Here is a 17,344-nt window from a genome sequence, read left to right on the forward strand (position 1 = left end):
ATGTCCACCGTCCCGCCGCCGATCCCCCTTCCCGTCACCGCCGTCACGTGCCTGGAGGACCGGGCCCACGTCGAGCGCGTCGCCGTGCTCGACCTGGAGGCCGGGGTCCAGCGGCTGCGTCTCGGACCCGTCGCCGCGACGGCCGTCGATCGCACCCTGCACGCCGAGCTGACGACCGATCACGCGGAGCGTCCGGCGAGCGTGCTCGATCTGCGGATCGTCCGCGACTGGACGCCGCGGAACCCGCAGCCGCCCACCGGCGACGACTCGGCACTCCGCCGTCGCGAGCACCAACTCCAGGAAGAACAGCATGCCCTGGAACAGCGGCGCGACCGCCTCCGGGCCCGCCTCGACCTGCTCGGCCGGCTCGCCGCCGATCTGCTGCGGGAGATCGGTGAGGGCGCCGGGGCGGGCGAGGCCGAACCGGAGCGCTGGGCCCGTGAACTGGACCGGGTGGACACCGATCGCGACACCCGCGGCGAGGAACTCCGCACCGTGGAGGCCCGGCTGGCCACCGTCGCGGCCGGACTCGGGGAGACCCGCCGGGCGCTGGCCCTCGCCGAGACGGAGCCCGCCGAGCTGATCGGCCACATCGAGCTGACCGTGGACGCCGCGGCGGCCGGACCGGCCCGCCTGAGGCTCAGCCATCTGACTCCGTGTGCCCTGTGGCGGCCCGTCTACCGGGCCGTGCTCGACGGCGGGACCCTGACGCTGGAGACCGACGCGATGGTCTGGCAGCGCACCGGCGAGGACTGGTCGGACGCACGGCTGACGTTCTCGACCGCCCGCTCGGCACTCGCCACCGACCCGCCGCGGCTCGGCGAGGACCGGCTGACGCTCAGGGACCGCTCCGCGGCCGAGCGCCGCACGGTCGACGTCGAACTGCGCGAGGAGGAGATCGGGGACCTCGGCCCGGCGCCGGTGGTCGGCCTGCCCGGGGTGGACGACGGCGGCGAGGTCCGGGTGCTGGAGTCCCCCGCCCCGGTCTCGGTGGCCGGCGACGGCCGCGCCCACCGGGTGCCCGTCTCCGCCTTCACGATCGACGCGCGAAGCGAGTACGCCTGCTCACCCGAGCTGTCCCCGCTGGTCACGCAGGTGGTGCGGTTCGACAACCGATCCGGTCACGCACTGCTCGCGGGGCCCGTGGACCTGATCCGCGGCAGCGGCTTCACCGGCCGCGGCACCCTGGACTTCACGGCCCCCGGCGCCCCGGCCGAGCTGGCCTTCGGCAGCTCCGACGACCACCGTGTGGTGCGGGAGGCGGAGGAGGCCCGCTCCACCGCCGGGATCACACAGCGGACCGTGGTCACCCGCACGGTCCGGCTGCACCTGTCCCGCTTCTCCGCCCCCGGGGAGCAGGGGGATCGGGTGGTCGTCCTCCGCGAGCGGATCCCGGTGTCCGAGGTCTCGGCGGTGGAGGTGAGCCTGCGCAAGGAAGCCTGCTCGCCGCCGCCCGACGTGCTCGACGCCGACGGCATGGCCCGCTGGGACGTCGCCCTCCCGCCCGGCGGCCACCGCACGGTCACGCTGGTCTACGAACTCTCGGCGAGCGCCAGGGTCACCGGGCTCTGAGACCCCGCTCCGACCACGAACGTCGTCAACGGCGCCGTACCGTTCGCAGGTCCCGGCCCGGCCGCCAGACGCGGACGACCAGTTCGTCGCCCTCGACCCCGATCCGCACGACCTCCGTCAGCTCCACCCGGAAGAGGTGGAACGGCTCCGGTGCCTCGGTCGCCGACTGGAACGGGGCCTTCGCCTCCGCGTCGGTCACCTCGACGGCTCGTCCACCGACACGGACGTCCCCGTCGGCCATGGAGTCGTCCGCGCCCGGATTGGCGTGGATCGCGAACCGCGGGTCGCGCAGCAGGTCCGTCGCCTTGCGGGAGTCCGGCATCATCCCGAGCCACAGCTCCCCGGAGCGGAAGGTCACCTCCAGCCCGCTGAGCCGTGGCGATCCGTCCCTTCGGAGGGTCGCGAGGACATGGTGCCTGTACTTCTCGAAGCGCTCCCGCACCACCGTGGCGAAGTCCGGCTCCGCGGCCTGAAAGTCTGCCCAGCTGTTGCTCATGGGCCCAGGAAACCCCGAATACCGGACATCCGCCGTCCGGTATCCCGAGCAGGGTGCCGTGACGGCCGGCACATCACCCCGACGGCGGCCAGCTCGTACCGCCCCGGTCGGGGTCCGGGGAGGGTCCGGGGGACACCGGGGTCAGGAGCGTACGATCCCCAGCTCGCGCGCGTTCGCCAGCCACAACGGGAACTCGGACAGCAGGCGGTCGTACAGCTCCGCGTCCGGGACCTTCCGCGGGTCCTGCCCGGCGTGGAAGAAGCCCGCGTTGTCGACGGGTCGCTTGGCGGGGACCGCGAGGTCGTCGAGTCTGCGCAGGAACTCGAACTGCCGGCTGCCGGGGTCGCCGAAGCCGATGAACTGCCAGAACATCGGCAGCTTGGCCGCCTTGCACACATAGCGTTCCGCAGCGGCCCGGTTGCTGGGGCCGCCGTCGGTCTGGAAGACGACGAGTGCCGGCTCGGTTGCGCCGCTGTCCAGATAGTGGTCGATGACCGCGTCCATGGCGAGGTGGTAGTTGGTCCTGCCCATGTGACCGAGGCCGGCCACGATCCGGTCTATCCGGCCCTCGTGGTCGGCGAGTTCGATGTCGGTCTCGGCGTCGATGTCCGTGGAGAAGACGACGACGGGGACGCGCCCGTCGTCGTCCAGATTGGCCGATAGCCCGAGGACCCGGTCCGCGAGGGCCTGGACGCTGCCGTCCCCGTAGTACGGCCTCATCGAACCGGAGTGGTCGAGCACCAGATAGACCGCCGCGCGCCGGTCGCTCAGCCCGTGCTTCGCCAGCGACACCGCCGCGGACTTGTAGAGGCTGACGAGCGCCGGAGCGGTCTCCTCGATCTTGCGCAGGCTGATCGCCGCCATGGACATGTCTCCGTTCGCCGGGCTCTCGGGTGCCGCTGGGCCGCGCCCGTGCCGTGAGACTACGCGCGGAACCGGGACGCCCAGGGGCGAATGCCCGGAATCCGGGGCGGGGTCCGCGCACACGCCACCGGGTGAGCGGGGCGCGAGGCTACGACCGCGTACCGTCACCGCGGAAGACGCCGCGGCGCCCGCCCATCATCCGGTCGGGGACGGGGGCAGGCGCCGCGTCTGTTCCGTACGCCTTTGTACGGGACGTATATGAGGGACCGTCAGCATACGGTCCTGATGGTGGACTCGCCGGATCAGACCGTCAGGGCCCGGTCCGTCGGGCGGATCGGGGCGGGCAGTTCGCTCGCGCCCGTGAGGTAGCGGTCCACTCCGCGGGCAGCGGAGCGGCCCTCGGCGATGGCCCAGACGATCAGCGACTGGCCGCGTCCCGCGTCGCCGGCGACGTAGACGCCGTCGATGTTGGTGGCGAAGTCCGCGTCGCGCGCGATGTTGCCGCGCTCGTCCAGGGCCAGGCCGAACTGGGTGACCAGGCCGTTCTCGACGTCGGTGCCGGTGAAGCCCATGGCGAGGGTGACCAGCTGGGCCGGGATGACCCGCTCCGTGCCGGGCTTCGGGGCCGGCCTGCCGTCGACGAACTCGACCTCGACGAGGTGCAGGGACTGGACGTTGCCGTCCGCGTCGCCCTCGAAGTGGGTGGTGGAGACGGAGTAGACCCGCTCGCCGCCCTCCTCGTGCGCGGACGTCACCTTGTAGAGCATCGGGAACGTCGGCCACGGCTGGCCGGCGCTGCGCTCCTCGCCCGGCCGGGGCATGATCTCCAGCTGGGTGACGGACGCCGCGCCCTGGCGGTGGGCGGTACCGACGCAGTCGGCGCCGGTGTCGCCGCCGCCGATGACGACGACGTGCTTGCCCTCGGCGGTGATCGGCGGGGTCACGAAGTCGCCCTCGACGACCTTGTTGGAGAGCGGCAGGTACTCCATCGCCTGGTGGATGCCGTTCAGTTCACGGCCCTGCACCGGGAGGTCCCGCGCGGTCGTGGCACCGGCGGCGATGACCACCGCGTCGAACCGCTTGCGCAGGTCAGTCGCCGTGAGGTCGCGGCCGATCTCGATCCCGGTACGGAACTTGGTGCCCTCCGCGCGCATCTGCTCGATACGCCGGTTGATGTGCCGCTTCTCCATCTTGAACTCGGGAATCCCGTAGCGGAGGAGGCCGCCGATGCGGTCGGCGCGCTCATAGACGACGACGGTGTGGCCGGCCCGCGTCAGCTGCTGGGCGGCGGCGAGGCCGGCCGGCCCCGAGCCGATCACCGCGACGGTCCTGCCGGACAGCCGCTCCGGCGGCTGCGGCTTGACGTCACCCGTGTCCCACGCCTTGTCGATGATCGAGACCTCGACGTTCTTGATGGTGACGGCGGGCTGGCTGATGCCGAGGACGCACGCCGACTCGCACGGGGCGGGGCACAGCCGTCCGGTGAACTCCGGGAAGTTGTTCGTGGCGTGCAGCCGCTCGCTGGCCGCCTGCCAGTTCTCGCGGTAGGCGTAGTCGTTCCACTCCGGGATGAGGTTCCCGAGCGGGCAGCCGTTGTGGCAGAACGGGATGCCGCAGTCCATGCAGCGCCCGGCCTGCTTGCTGATGATCGGCAGCAGGGAGCCGGGGACGTAGACCTCGTTCCAGTCCTTGACGCGCTCGGCGACGGGGCGGGTCTCGGCGACCTCGCGCCCGGTGGTCAGGAAGCCCTTGGGGTCAGCCATGGGTCGCCGCCTCCATCATCTTCTCGGTGGTCTCCCGCTCGGAGAGACCGGCGAGCTCAGCGGCGTCCTTGGCGGCGAGCACGGCCTTGTACGTGGTCGGGATGATCTTGCTGAACCGGTCCGCGGCGGCGGGCCAGTCGGCGAGGAGCTTCTCGGCCACGGTGGAACCCGTCTCCTCGTGGTGGCGGCGCACGACGTCGTGCAGCCACTCCTTGTCGGCCTCGCTCGGGGTCTCGACGGCGTTCGCGTTGCCGGCGTTGACGTTGTCCTTGTCGAGGTCGACGACGTAGGCGACACCGCCGGACATGCCGGCTGCGAAGTTTCGTCCCGTCTCGCCGAGGACGACGGCGTGGCCGCCCGTCATGTACTCGCAGCCGTGGTCGCCCACGCCCTCGGAGACAACCAGCGCACCGGAGTTGCGGACGCAGAAGCGCTCGCCGGTGCGGCCGCGCAGGAACAGCTCGCCGCCGGTGGCGCCGTAGGCGATGGTGTTGCCCGCGATGGTCGAGTACTCGGCCAGGTGGTCGGCGCCGCGGTCGGGGCGGACGACGACCCGGCCGCCGGAGAGGCCCTTGCCGACGTAGTCGTTGGCGTCGCCCTCCAGGCGCAGCGTGACGCCGCGCGGCAGGAAGGCTCCGAAGGACTGGCCGGCGGAGCCGGTGAAGGTGATGTCGATGGTGTCGTCGGGCAGGCCCGCACCGCCGAACTTCTTCGTCACCTCGTGGCCGAGCATGGTTCCGACGGTCCGGTTGATGTTCCGGATCGCGACCTGGGCGCGGACCGGCTGGGCCTCCTCGGCGCTGTCCGCGGCCAGCGCGTCCGCGGACAGCTTGATCAGCTCGTTGTCCAGGGCCTTCTCCAGGCCGTGGTCCTGCTCGACCAGCTGGTGGCGGACGGCGCCCTCGGGCAGCTCGGGCACGTGGAACAGCGGTGCCAGGTCGAGCCCCTGGGCCTTCCAGTGGTTCACGGCGCGCGTGGTGTCCAGCAGCTCGGCGTGGCCGACGGCCTCGTCCAGGGTGCGGAAGCCCAGCTCGGCGAGGATCTCGCGCACCTCCTCGGCGATGAACTCGAAGAAGTTGACGACGAACTCGGCCTTGCCGGTGAAGCGCTCGCGCAGGACCGGGTTCTGCGTGGCGATGCCGACCGGGCAGGTGTCCAGGTGGCAGACGCGCATCATGATGCAGCCGGAGACGACGAGCGGGGCGGTCGCGAAACCGAACTCCTCGGCACCGAGGAGTGCGGCGATGACGACGTCGCGGCCGGTCTTCAACTGGCCGTCGGTCTGCACGACGATGCGGTCGCGGAGGCCGTTGAGCAGCAGCGTCTGCTGGGTCTCGGCAAGGCCGAGCTCCCAGGGGCCGCCCGCGTGCTTCAGCGAGGTGAGCGGCGATGCGCCGGTGCCGCCGTCGTGGCCGGAGATGAGGACCACGTCCGCGTGGGCCTTGGAGACGCCCGCGGCGACCGTGCCGACGCCGACCTCGGACACCAGCTTCACGTGGATGCGGGCGGCCGGGTTGGCGTTCTTCAGGTCGTGGATCAGCTGCGCCAGGTCCTCGATCGAATAGATGTCGTGGTGCGGCGGCGGGGAGATCAGGCCGACCCCCGGGGTGGAGTGCCGGGTCTTGGCGACCCACGGGTAGACCTTGGGCCCGGGCAGCTGGCCGCCCTCGCCGGGCTTGGCTCCCTGGGCCATCTTGATCTGGATGTCGTCCGCGTTGACCAGGTACTCGGAGGTCACGCCGAAGCGGCCGGAGGCGACCTGCTTGATGCTGGAGCGGCGCGCCGGGTCGTACAGGCGGTCCGGGTCCTCGCCTCCCTCGCCGGTGTTGGACTTGCCGCCCAGCTGGTTCATGGCGATGGCGAGGGTTTCGTGCGCCTCCTTGGAGATGGAGCCGTACGACATGGCGCCGGTGGAGAAGCGCCTGACGATCTCGCTGACCGGCTCGACCTCCTCGACGGGGATCGACGGGCGGCCGGACTTGAAGCCGAACAGGCCGCGGAGCGTCATCAGGCGCTCGGACTGCTCGTTCACCCGGCCCGTGTACTGCTTGAAGATGTCGTACCGCTTGGTGCGCGTGGCGTGCTGCAGGCGGAAGACGGTCTCCGGGTCGAACAGGTGCGGCTCGCCCTCGCGGCGCCACTGGTACTCGCCGCCGATCTCCAGCGCGCGGTGCGCCGGCGCGATGCCGCTGGCCGGGTACGCCTTGGCGTGCCGGGCGGCGACCTCCTCGGCGACGACGTCGAGCCCGGCCCCGCCGATCTTGGTGGCGGTGCCGTCGAAGTACTTGGCGACGAAGACGTCGTCGAGACCGACGGCCTCGAAGACCTGGGCGCCGCGGTAGGAGGCGACGGTCGAGATGCCCATCTTGGACATGACCTTGAGGACGCCCTTGCCGAGGGCCTTGATCAGGTTGCGGATCGCCTGCTCGGGCTCCAGGCCCTCGATGAAGGTACCGGCCCGCAGCAGGTCCTCCACGGACTCCATCGCCAGGTACGGGTTGACCGCGGCGGCGCCGTAGCCGATGAGCAGCGCGACGTGGTGCACCTCGCGGACGTCGCCGGCCTCGACCAGCAGGCCCACCTGGGTGCGCTGCTTGGTGCGGATGAGGTGGTGGTGGACGGCGGAGGTGAGCAGCAGCGACGGGATCGGCGCGTGCTCGGCGTCGGAGTGCCGGTCGGAGAGCACGATCAGCCGGGCGCCGCCCTCGATGGCGGCGTCGGCCTCGGCGCAGACCTCGTCCAGCCGGGCGGCGAGGGCGTCGCCTCCGCCGGAGACCCGGTAGAGACCGGACAGCGTGACGGCCTTCATGCCGGGCATGTCGCCGTCGGCGTTGATGTGGATGAGCTTGGCCAGCTCGTCGTTGTCGATCACCGGGAACGGCAGGGTGACCGAGCGGCAGGACGCCGCGGTCGGCTCAAGCAGGTTGCCCTGCGGTCCGAGCGAGGAGAGCAGCGAGGTGACCAGTTCCTCGCGGATGGCGTCCAGCGGCGGGTTGGTGACCTGCGCGAACAGCTGGGTGAAGTAGTCGAACAGCAGCCGCGGGCGCTCGGAGAGGGCCGCGATCGGCGAGTCGGTGCCCATGGAGCCGATCGGCTCGGCGCCGGTGCGGGCCATCGGCGCGAGCAGGACGCGCAGTTCCTCCTCGGTGTAGCCGAAGGTCTGCTGGCGGCGGGTGACCGAGGCGTGGGTGTGCACGATGTGCTCGCGCTCGGGCAGGTCGCCGAGCTCGATAATCCCGGCCTCGAGCCATTCCTCGTAGGGGTGCTCGGCGGCCAGCGACGCCTTGATCTCGTCGTCCTCGATGATGCGGTGCTCGGCGGTGTCGACGAGGAACATCCGGCCCGGCTGGAGGCGGCCCTTGCGGACGACCTTGGCCGGGTCGATGTCCAGGACGCCGACCTCGGAGGAGAGCACGACGAGGCCGTCGTCGGTGACCCAGTAGCGGCCGGGGCGCAGGCCGTTGCGGTCGAGGACCGCGCCGACCTGGGTGCCGTCGGTGAAGGTGACGCAGGCCGGTCCGTCCCACGGCTCCATCATCGTGGAGTGGTACTGGTAGAAGGCGCGCCGGGCGGGGTCCATGGAGTCGTGGTTCTCCCACGCCTCGGGGACCATCATCAGCACGCTGTGGGGCAGCGAGCGGCCGCCGAGGTGGAGCAGTTCCAGGACCTCGTCGAAGGAGGCGGAGTCGGAGGCGTCCGGGGTGCAGACCGGGAAGATCCGGTCCAGGTCCCTGTCTCCGAACAGCTCGCTGACCAGCTGCGACTCACGGGCCCGCATCCAGTTGCGGTTGCCCTTGACGGTGTTGATCTCACCGTTGTGCGCCACGAAGCGGTACGGGTGGGCGAGCGGCCAGCTCGGGAACGTGTTCGTGGAGAAGCGCGAGTGGACCAGTGCCACGGCGGTGGCGAGACGGCGGTCCGAGAGGTCGGGGAAGAAGGGCTCCAGCTGGCCGGTGGTCAGCATGCCCTTGTAGACGATGGTGCGGGCCGAGAGCGACGGGAAGTACACGCCCGCCTCGCGCTCGGCGCGCTTGCGCAGCACGAACGCCTTGCGGTCGAGGGCGATGCCGCTGATCTTCTCGCCTCCCGCGGAGCCTTCGGCCCGGGAGGTCTCCCCGCTCACGAAGAGCTGGCGGAAGGCGGGCATCGTCGAACGGGCGGTGGCGCCCAGCAGCTCGGGTGCGACGGGGACGTCCCGCCAGCCGAGGACGGCGAGACCCTCTTCGGCGGCGATCGTCTCGATCCGTGAGACGGCCTCGTCCTCGTCACCCCGGGGGACGAAGGCGATGCCGACGGCGTACGAACCGGCCTCGGGAAGCTCGAATCCGGCGACCTCGCGCAGGAAGGCGTCGGGCACCTGGAGCAGGATGCCGGCCCCGTCGCCGGAGTCGGGCTCGGAGCCGGTGGCGCCGCGGTGCTCGAGGTTGCGCAGAACGGTCAACGCCTGCTCGACCAGCTCATGGCTGGCAACACCGGTGAGGGTGGCCACGAACCCGACACCGCAGGCGTCGTGTTCGTTACGGGGGTCGTACATCCCCTGCGGAGCGGGGCGACCGTCCATGGGCGACCAGGCGTCGGAACGCATCGGCTCTCCCGTCGTCGTCGTGGCATATGGCGGTGCCGAGGGACGACGTTGGCCCTCCGCTGAAATTTCGTGCAGGTTACATGATGGAGTGGTTCTCGGGAAGCGGATACCCCATTCCAACATGCGGACACCGCGCTATGAGGATCTGATAGCGGCGCAGGTGGGGGCGGGTGCGGACAGATCGGTTCGGGATCGGCGTCCACGGACCCGGGATGCTGAGCAGGCTTCGTTGCCCACAGCGCGTGTGGCTCATGCCCAGCGGTTAACGATTCGAAACCGCCGGGTAACGGCTCATGATGTGAGGCCAAGAACAAGTGTCGCACCTCACGGGCCGATAGGGCAGCAGGACATAGGTCACAGCCTCGGGAGGACTCCCCGGAGGCTGTGACGACGCCGTTCCCGGCACCCCGCCCCGCACCCGCGCCACGCCCTACACCGCGGCGCCGACCAGGCTTCCGATCCCGTACGTCACCGCTGCCGCGGCGCCGCCCAGGGCCAGCTGCCGCACCCCGCTGAACCACCAGCCGCGGGCGGTCACCCTGGACACCAGCGCGCCGCAGCCGAACAGCCCCAGGAGCGCCAGCAGCACCGCGGGCCACAGCGAGGTGGCCCCCAGCAGGTACGGCAGGACCGGCAGCAGCGCACCCAGGGCGAACGAACCGAACGACGAGACGGCGGCGAGCGCCGGCGAGGGCAACTCGTCCGGGTCGATGCCCAGCTCCTCGCGGGCGTGGATCTCCAGAGCCTGCTCGGGGTCCTTGGACAGCTGGATGGCCACCTCGCGGGCCAGCCGGGGCTCGACTCCGCGGGCCACGTACAGCGCTGCCAGCTCCTCCATCTCGTCGACCGGGTGCTTGCGCAGCTCACGCCGCTCGACGTCCAGCTCCGCCTGGACGAGCTCGCGCTGCGAGGCGACCGAGGTGTACTCGCCGGCGGCCATCGAGAAGGCGCCGGCCGCGAGACCGGCGAAGCCCGTGATCACGATGGTCTGCGGGGAGGCCGAGCCGCCGGCGACCCCGGTCATCAGGGCGAGGTTGGAAACGAGCCCGTCCATCGCGCCGAACACCGCGGGACGCAGCCAGCCGCCGCTGACGTCCCGGTGCGTGTGATTGTCGCGGTGCGCCTCGTGAAGCGTCGCCTCGGTCTCGATGATGGACACAGCTCTCCCCTCGAACCCGAGCGGTCCGCGTCCGCGTCCCGCCCCTTTTCCCGCTCTCGAAAGTACGCGCGACGTAAGGGGCGCGCCAGCAAGGCAGGCTTTACTTACCTGACCGGGGAGGTGCGCTCCGCCGTTGGGCCGGATGCATGAACCGATGTCCCGCGCGCCCCCACCCGGCGCCCCGCGGGGGACAGATCGGGGAACAGGCCCGAGGGGGGTGCGAAGGAGTGGCGCGGTGGACTGGATTGCATGCGATCGGGCCCGCGGCGCGCTTCTGGGACTCGCGGTGGGCGACGCCCTCGGCGCACCGGCGGAGAACATGCGGCCGTCCGAGATCCGCCGCCGCTGGGGCCGTATCGAGGGCTTCGTGACCGACAGCCCCGCCGGCACGGACGACACGGAGTACGCGATCTTCTCGGGGCTGCTGCTCGCCCGGCACGGGTCGGCGCTGACCGTGGCCCACGTCGAGAAGGCGTGGCACCACTGGATCGCCGATCTGGACGAGGGGCCGTTCCGCGGCGCCGGCTTCAGCGAACGCGGCACGCTGGAGAACCTGCGCCGGGGACTGGCGGCGCCCATCACCGCGCAGCACCGGCACGCCTGGAGCGACGGGCTCGCGATGCGGGCGGCACCCTTCGGCGTGTTCGCCGCGGGCCGACCCGACGAGGCCGCGCGGCTGGTGGCCGTCGACGGCTGCGTGAGCCATGACGGCGAGGGCATCTACGGCGGGCAGGCGGTGGCGGCGGGGGTGGCCGCGGCGATGGCCGGGGCCGGCCCGGCGGGAGTGATCGGCGCGGCCCTGTCCGTCGTCCCCCTCGACTCCTGGACCTCGCGCTCCATGCGCCGGGCGGTCGTCGCGGCGGAACGCGCCGGGACGGATCCGCTCGGCCGCGAACGGACGGTCCGCTCCGCCGTCGTCGTGGGCGGCTACCCGTGGACCGACCTGGCTCCCGAGGCCGTCGGCCTCGCCTTCGGGGCGTTCGCGGCGGCCCGCGGCGACTTCCGCACGTCGGTGCTGACCGCGGTGAACATGGGCCGCGACGCCGACACCACCGCGGCGGTCGCGGGCGCGCTGGCCGGCGCGATGTCGGGCGCCTCCGCCATCCCGCCGGACTGGGCCGCCGCGATCGGCCCCGTCCGCGGCAGTTGCCTCCCCTCGATGCGCGGCCACCACGTCCTGGAGATCGCGGACCTGCTCACTCCGTACGACGAGTCCGAGGCCCTGTCATGACCCCCCGCCCCCTCGACCCGGCGGCCCCGGACCACCCCGCCCCCGACACCCCGGACTCCCCTCCGGACCTGACGTCGGACCCGTCGGGCACCTCCGACGAGGACCGCGGTGAGGGAGCGCCGGCCCCGAGCCCCGGACCGGTCGGCGCCGGGGAGGACGCGGTGGGGCACGACCGCCACGGCGAGATGGGCGAGGTCGAGCGTCGGCAGGGCGAGGACGGCTGCCGGGTGGAGGCTCGGTACGGCGAGGGTGCAGTGGAAGGGCACGGCGGGGGCGGCGAAGGTGCGGGTGCGTACGGCGAGCGCCGGCAGGGCGGGGACGCGGAAGGTGCGGGTGCGTACGGCGAAGGCGAGGGGCAACCACACCACGGGGACACGGACCCGGCCGAGCGACACCGCGAGCGCGAGGGGCAACCACACCACCGCGAGGGGCAACCACACCACGGGGACACGGAGCCGGCCGAGCGACACCGCGGGGCGCCCGGGACGCCGGCGGGCACCGGTCCGGCGGACCGGGGCGCGGCACGGCACGGTCCCCGCCCGGCGGGCGGGCCCTCGGCCGGTCCCCCGGGTGCGGACCACGCGGCACGGCAGCGCCCGGGAAATGCGGAACACTCCCGCCCGGCAGGACGGCCGGGGCACGGGGCGGACCCGCCGCGGCGGCACTCGGCACCGGGCGGCCGGGCGGGCGGCACGGCCGCGGACGGCGGCCGGGCCGCCCGTCGGGCCCGGCCGCAGGACGCCCACGATGCCGGGACCGGTGCCGGCGGTCCCGTCTCGGGGTGGGGCTACTCCTCCTGGCCGCACCGGGCCGCGGTCCGCCCCGGCGAGGCCCCCGGCTCCCTGGGGCGCACCACTCCCCCCTCCGACGACGCGTACCGCGCACGGATCGAGGGGCTGCTGCTGGGCCTCGCCGCCGGAGACGCCGCCGGATGGCCCGCCGCCCGGCACCGGGCCGCGCGGATGCCGGAGTGGACCCGGCGCCTCACCCGTGAGCTGGACACGTTCGCCGAGCAGAACGCCACGACCACGCTCCCGGTTCCCATCGCCCTGAACCAGCCCCCGGAACCACTACGCCTGGGCCCGTCCGACGACGCCGAGTGGGCCGCCTTCACCGCCGAGACCGTCCTCGCCTCCGCCGGTGAGCGGTTCGACGGACTCGACCCCTGCCGCCGCATGCGCGCGGCCGTCGACGCCGCCTGGAACTCCCTGGCCGGAAAGATCGCCGCGGCCGAGGCCCGCGCCCCCGAGGTCGAGGCGGCCGTGCCGCCACTCCGGGCCCGGATCTCCGTGCGCGCGGGACTCGGCAATCTCGCGACCGGGCTGCGCCCGCCCGCCACCGGCCACGACAACCCGCACTACTTCGACGACGCCGCCTGCGTCCGGGCCGCGGTGCTCGCCGTCGTCCACCCCGGTGATCCGCGGAACGCCGCCGACCTCGCCGAGTTCGACGCCCGGTACACCCAGGACGGCGACGGGGTGCACGGCGCCCGTGCCATGGCGGCCGCCGTCGCCGCGGCGCTCGGCGGCGCACGGGTGGACGCGGCCGTCGGCGCCGCCCTGGCCGAACTCCCCGCGGCCACCGAGATCGGCCGCAACGCCCGGCACGCCCTCGCACTCGCCCGCGACGCGGAGGACGCCTTCTCCCTCGTGCCCCTGCTGGAACACCAGATCGTCGACCACGTCTACAGCTACGGCATCGCCGCCGCCGAGACCGTGCCCGTCGCCCTCGCCCTGGTGACGGCGGCGCGCGGCGGGGTGGGCGGGGCCCTGCCGGCCGCCGCGTGCCTGTCGCGCGTGGCCGACTCGGCGCCCGCCCTGGCCGGTGCGCTGTCCGGGGCCATCTGCGGCGGCACGGCCGTGCCCGCGGCGTGGCGGGACGCCTGCCGTATCCTGGCCGGCTGCGCCCTCCCCCGTCTCGCCGGTACGGATCTCGTCGAACTCGCGGGACGGCTCGCCCGTGGGGTCCGCCCCCCGGACAGTTCCGCGGGCGCGCCGCACACCCCGCCGTCCACCGCACCGCCGGGCGCGGCACCCCTTTCGTCCCCGGCCGCCCGCCTGCACGGCGCCGACCGGACCGCGGGCCCGTAACTCGCCTGTACCGTGCGCGAATCCCCGACGCGGCCTGCCCCGCCCGCACCCACCCCGGGTGGACAATTCCGACATGACACTCTCAGCGCACCCGGTCGCGACGCTCGACGACCGCATCACGGGCTCCCTCGTCGGCGCGGCGGTGGGCGACGCTCTCGGCGGGCCGGTCGAGGGCTACACGCCGGAGCAGATCGTGGAGCGCCACGGCGGCCGCGTCCGGGGCGTCGTCGGCCCCTGGCACGGCGCCGACTGGCGCACCGCCCGCCCCATCGCGCCGTACCACAAGGGCGACGGACACGTCACTGACGACACCCTGATGACGCACGCGCTGGTCCGGGTCTACGCCACGGTCCGGGACCACCTCGACGCGTACGCCGTCGCCGACCACCTCGTGCCCGACCTCGTCTCCACCCCGCGCTGGATTCCCGAGCTGGAGGCCGAGGCCCTGCCCCTGCAACGGGTGTTCCTCGCCGAGAAATGGCTCGCGGCGCGGCTGCACTACGGCCATGTCGACCCCCGCGAGGCCGGCACCGGGAACATCGTCAACTGCGGTGCGGCCATGTACATGGCCCCCGTCGGCCTGGTCAACGCCGCCGCCCCGGCCGCCGCCTACGCGGAGGCCCTGGACGTGGCGGGCGCCCACCAGTCCTCCTACGGGCGGGAGGCCGCGGGCGTCCTCGCCGCCGCGGTCGCCGCCGCCTGCACGCCCGGCGCCGGCCCGGAGACCGTCGTCGAGGCCTCGCTGTCCCTCGCCAAGGACGGCACCCGCTCCGCGATCGAGGCGGTGGCCGAAGTCGCCCGCCGGTACAGCGACTTCGAGCCCGCGCTCCGTCCACTCCGCGAGGCCGTCGCCCCCTTCGACAGCGTCGGGCCCGACTACCGCGCCCCGTCCCTCGCCGCCCGCCGCCCCTCCCGGCTGCACTCCGTGGAGGAACTCCCCATCGCGCTGGGCATGCTGCTCATCGGTGACGGCGACTACCGCAGGACCGTGCTGGGCTGCGTCAACTACGGCCGGGACTGCGATTCGATCGCCACGATGGCCGGCGCGATCGCGGGCGCGTTGTACGGCGGGGAGCCGATCCCGGCCGAGTGGGTCAAGACCGTCGCCGAGGCCAGCCGCCTCGATCTGCACGCCCCGGCCCGCACGCTCACGGAGGTCGCCCGCGAGATCTTCGCCCGCGACACCCGCCGCCGCCGGGCGCACGAGGCCGCCTTCGCCGAACTGACGGACGCCCGGTGAGCCTCCGGCTCACCTGGGTCCAGCCCGAGGACCTGGTCGGCCACGAGCTCCGCCAGGCCGCCGAGGACGGCCGCGACGCCGCTGCGGCCGCGCTCCGCTGGCGTACCGCGGGCGGCGCCCCGGCGCCCTGGGCCGCGGGCGCCTCGCCCCGGCCCGCCGACCCCCGGCTGCGCAGGCTGGCGACCCGGCTGCTGGACGAACTGGACGCGCTCCCCGCTCCGTTCGCCGACCGCGAGCCGACGGACCTGCCGGCCATCCGGGCCGCGTGCCCCGACTGGCCCACGTCCGGTTCGCGGGAGGAGAGCGGGGGAGGCACGGTCGGCCGGCCACGAGGCGCGCCCCGGCGCGGACGGGACGGGCCACTGGAGCAGCGGCTGCACGCCGCCTGGCTCGGCCGGGCGGCCGGCTGTCTGCTCGGCAAGCCCGTGGAGAAGCTCCCCCTGCACGCCATCCGCGCACTCGCCCGCGCGACCGGCAACTGGCCGCTGTCGACCTGGTTCACCGCCGAGGGCGTGCCTCCGCGGCTGCTTGCCGCCCACCCCTGGAACCGCCGCTCCGCCACCACCTCGCTCGCCGAGAACATCGACGGCATGCCCGAGGACGACGACCTCGACTACCCGCTGCTGAACCTGCTCCTCCTCCAGCGGTACGGACAGGACTTCGGCACCGCCGACGTGGCCCGGCTCTGGCTGGACGAACTCCCCGCAGGCCGTACCTTCACCGCCGAGCGGGTCGCGTACCGCAATCTCCTCCACGGCGTGGAGCCGCCGGAGACCGCGACCCGGCACAACCCCTTCCGGGAGTGGATCGGCGCCGTGATCCGCGCAGACGTCCACGGCTGGACCCACCCGGGCGACCCGGCCGCCGCGGCCGAACAGGCCCACCGCGACGCGGTGCTCACCCACACCGCGAACGGCGTGTACGGGGCCATGTTCGTCGCGGCCGCGCTCGCCGTAGCGGCCGGCGGCGGTACCGACGTGCATGCGTGCCTGCGCGAGGGGCTCCGAGTCGTCCCGCCCCGTTCGCGGCTCGCGCGGGCCGTGCGGCACGCGATCGCCACCGCCGCCGCGCACGGCGACTTCGACACCGTCGTGGACCGGCTGCACGCCGCACACGGTGCCTACCACTGGGTGCACGTCGTCCCCAACGCCGCTCTGCTCGCCGCCGCGCTCACCCATGCGGACGGCGACTTCACCGGTTCCGTCTGCCGTGCCGTGTCGGGCGGCTGGGACACGGACTCCAACGGCGCCACCGCCGGTTCGCTGGCCGGGCTGCTCGCCGGGCGCCCCGACCGGCTGCCCGAGCGCTGGACCGCCCCGCTCAAGAACCGTCTCGCCACCACGGTCGGCGGGTTCGACGGCATCGGCTTCGACTCGCTCGCCCGCCTCACGTGCGACCGCACCACTCTCCGGGAGGACCCGCACCCATGACCGGCATCGTCGTGCTCGGCAGCACCAACATGGACCTCGTGGTCCACGTCCCGAGGGCTCCACTGCGCGGAGAGACCGTGGCGGGCCGGGAGTTCCGCACCGTTCCCGGCGGCAAGGGCGCCAACCAGGCCGTCGCCGCCGCCCGTGCCGGTGGCGACGTGGCGATGATCGGCGCCGTCGGCACGGACGGCTTCGGCGCCGTGCTGCGGGAGACGCTCGAACACTCCGCGGTCGACACCGATCTGCTGCGCACCGCGGAAGGGCCGTCCGGGACCGCGCACATCGTGGTGGACGACGAGGGCGGCAACGCGATCGTCGTCGTCCCCGGCGCCAACGGGACCGTGGACCACCTCACACCCGGCGACGAGACCCTCATCGGCGCCGCGGACGCGCTGCTGCTCCAGCTCGAACTGCCCCTCGCCGGAGTGGTCGCGGGCGCCGAGGCCGCCCATCGGCACCGTGTACGGACCGTCCTCACCCCCGCTCCTGCCCGGCCCCTGCCGCCCGAGCTGCTGGCGGTCACCGACCTGCTGGTGCCCAACGAGCACGAGGCCGCTCTGCTCACCGGAATCGCCGACCCCCGAGCGGCGGCCGAGGCGCTGCTCCGGGAGGTGCCGGAGGTGGTGATCACCCTCGGCTCGGCGGGCAGCCTCCATGCCTCCCGTGACGCCGGGATCGTCGCGGTCCCGGCGCCCCGGGTGCGTGCCGTCGACACGACGGGCGCGGGTGACACCTTCGTCGGCGTCCTCGCCGTGGCGCTGGTCGAGGGCCGTCCGATGGCCGAGGCGATGGCGTGGGCGTCCACCGCGGCCGCGCTGTCCGTCGGGCGCCCCGGCGCCTCGACGTCCATGCCGTACCGCCCGGAGATCGACGCCGGGCGGCTGGAGGGCGCCAGGGACGGCTGAGCCGGTGCG

At 73.5% G+C, this 17,344-nt stretch carries 11 protein-coding genes; 6 read left to right on the forward strand and 5 right to left on the reverse strand.

The window, feature by feature from the left end; genetic code table 11:
* On the forward strand, positions 1-1,572 hold the full coding sequence (locus AB0J10_RS29875; RefSeq protein ID WP_363065892.1) for a DUF4139 domain-containing protein: 1,572 nt from the start codon (positions 1-3) through the stop codon (positions 1,570-1,572).
* A 25-nt stretch (positions 1,573-1,597) separates the two neighbouring features.
* Here AB0J10_RS29875 and AB0J10_RS29880 read toward each other — a convergent pair whose 3' ends face one another.
* The 5 genes from AB0J10_RS29880 to AB0J10_RS29900 form a co-directional block, all read right to left on the reverse strand.
* Positions 1,598-2,068, reverse strand: a complete 471-nt coding sequence (locus AB0J10_RS29880) for a pyridoxamine 5'-phosphate oxidase family protein (RefSeq protein WP_363065894.1) — start codon at positions 2,066-2,068, stop codon at positions 1,598-1,600.
* A gap of 141 nt (positions 2,069-2,209) precedes the next feature.
* Positions 2,210-2,932 (reverse strand): VWA domain-containing protein, encoded by a 723-nt coding sequence (locus AB0J10_RS29885; protein WP_363065896.1) that lies wholly within the window; start codon positions 2,930-2,932, stop codon positions 2,210-2,212.
* Positions 2,933-3,234: 302 nt separating this feature from the next.
* Complete coding sequence (locus AB0J10_RS29890; RefSeq protein ID WP_363065898.1) at positions 3,235-4,695, reverse strand: glutamate synthase subunit beta; 1,461 nt, start codon at positions 4,693-4,695, stop codon at positions 3,235-3,237.
* Complete coding sequence (gltB, locus tag AB0J10_RS29895; protein WP_363065900.1) at positions 4,688-9,280, reverse strand: glutamate synthase large subunit; 4,593 nt, start codon at positions 9,278-9,280, stop codon at positions 4,688-4,690. Before gltB ends, AB0J10_RS29890 begins: the two co-directional genes overlap by 8 nt.
* A gap of 430 nt (positions 9,281-9,710) precedes the next feature.
* Positions 9,711-10,439 (reverse strand): VIT1/CCC1 transporter family protein, encoded by a 729-nt coding sequence (locus AB0J10_RS29900; protein WP_363065902.1) that lies wholly within the window; start codon positions 10,437-10,439, stop codon positions 9,711-9,713.
* 235 nt (positions 10,440-10,674) lie between these two features.
* Between AB0J10_RS29900 and AB0J10_RS29905 the strand changes: the two genes are divergently transcribed.
* The 5 genes from AB0J10_RS29905 (at position 10,675) to rbsK (ending at position 17,335) form a co-directional block, all read left to right on the forward strand.
* Positions 10,675-11,670, forward strand: coding sequence for an ADP-ribosylglycohydrolase family protein (locus tag AB0J10_RS29905; protein ID WP_363065904.1), 996 nt, complete (start codon positions 10,675-10,677; stop codon positions 11,668-11,670).
* Positions 11,671-12,512: 842 nt separating this feature from the next.
* Positions 12,513-13,760: an ADP-ribosylglycohydrolase family protein gene (locus tag AB0J10_RS29910; RefSeq protein ID WP_363065973.1), complete on the forward strand. Its 1,248-nt coding sequence runs from the start codon at positions 12,513-12,515 to the stop codon at positions 13,758-13,760.
* Positions 13,761-13,833: 73 nt separating this feature from the next.
* Positions 13,834-15,000, forward strand: coding sequence for an ADP-ribosylglycohydrolase family protein (locus AB0J10_RS29915; RefSeq protein WP_363065906.1), 1,167 nt, complete (start codon positions 13,834-13,836; stop codon positions 14,998-15,000).
* Positions 14,997-16,430 carry an ADP-ribosylglycohydrolase family protein gene (locus tag AB0J10_RS29920; protein ID WP_363065908.1) on the forward strand — a complete coding sequence of 478 codons (1,434 nt, stop codon included), beginning with the start codon at positions 14,997-14,999 and terminating at the stop codon, positions 16,428-16,430. Before AB0J10_RS29915 ends, AB0J10_RS29920 begins: the two co-directional genes overlap by 4 nt.
* Positions 16,427-17,335 (forward strand): ribokinase, encoded by a 909-nt coding sequence (rbsK, locus tag AB0J10_RS29925; protein WP_363065910.1) that lies wholly within the window; start codon positions 16,427-16,429, stop codon positions 17,333-17,335. The genes AB0J10_RS29920 and rbsK overlap by 4 nt, the downstream gene beginning before the upstream one ends.
* Positions 17,336-17,344 lie beyond the last annotated feature (9 nt).

This window comes from Streptomyces sp. NPDC049887 (genome assembly GCF_040656535.1).
GTDB lineage: Bacteria > Actinomycetota > Actinomycetes > Streptomycetales > Streptomycetaceae > Streptomyces.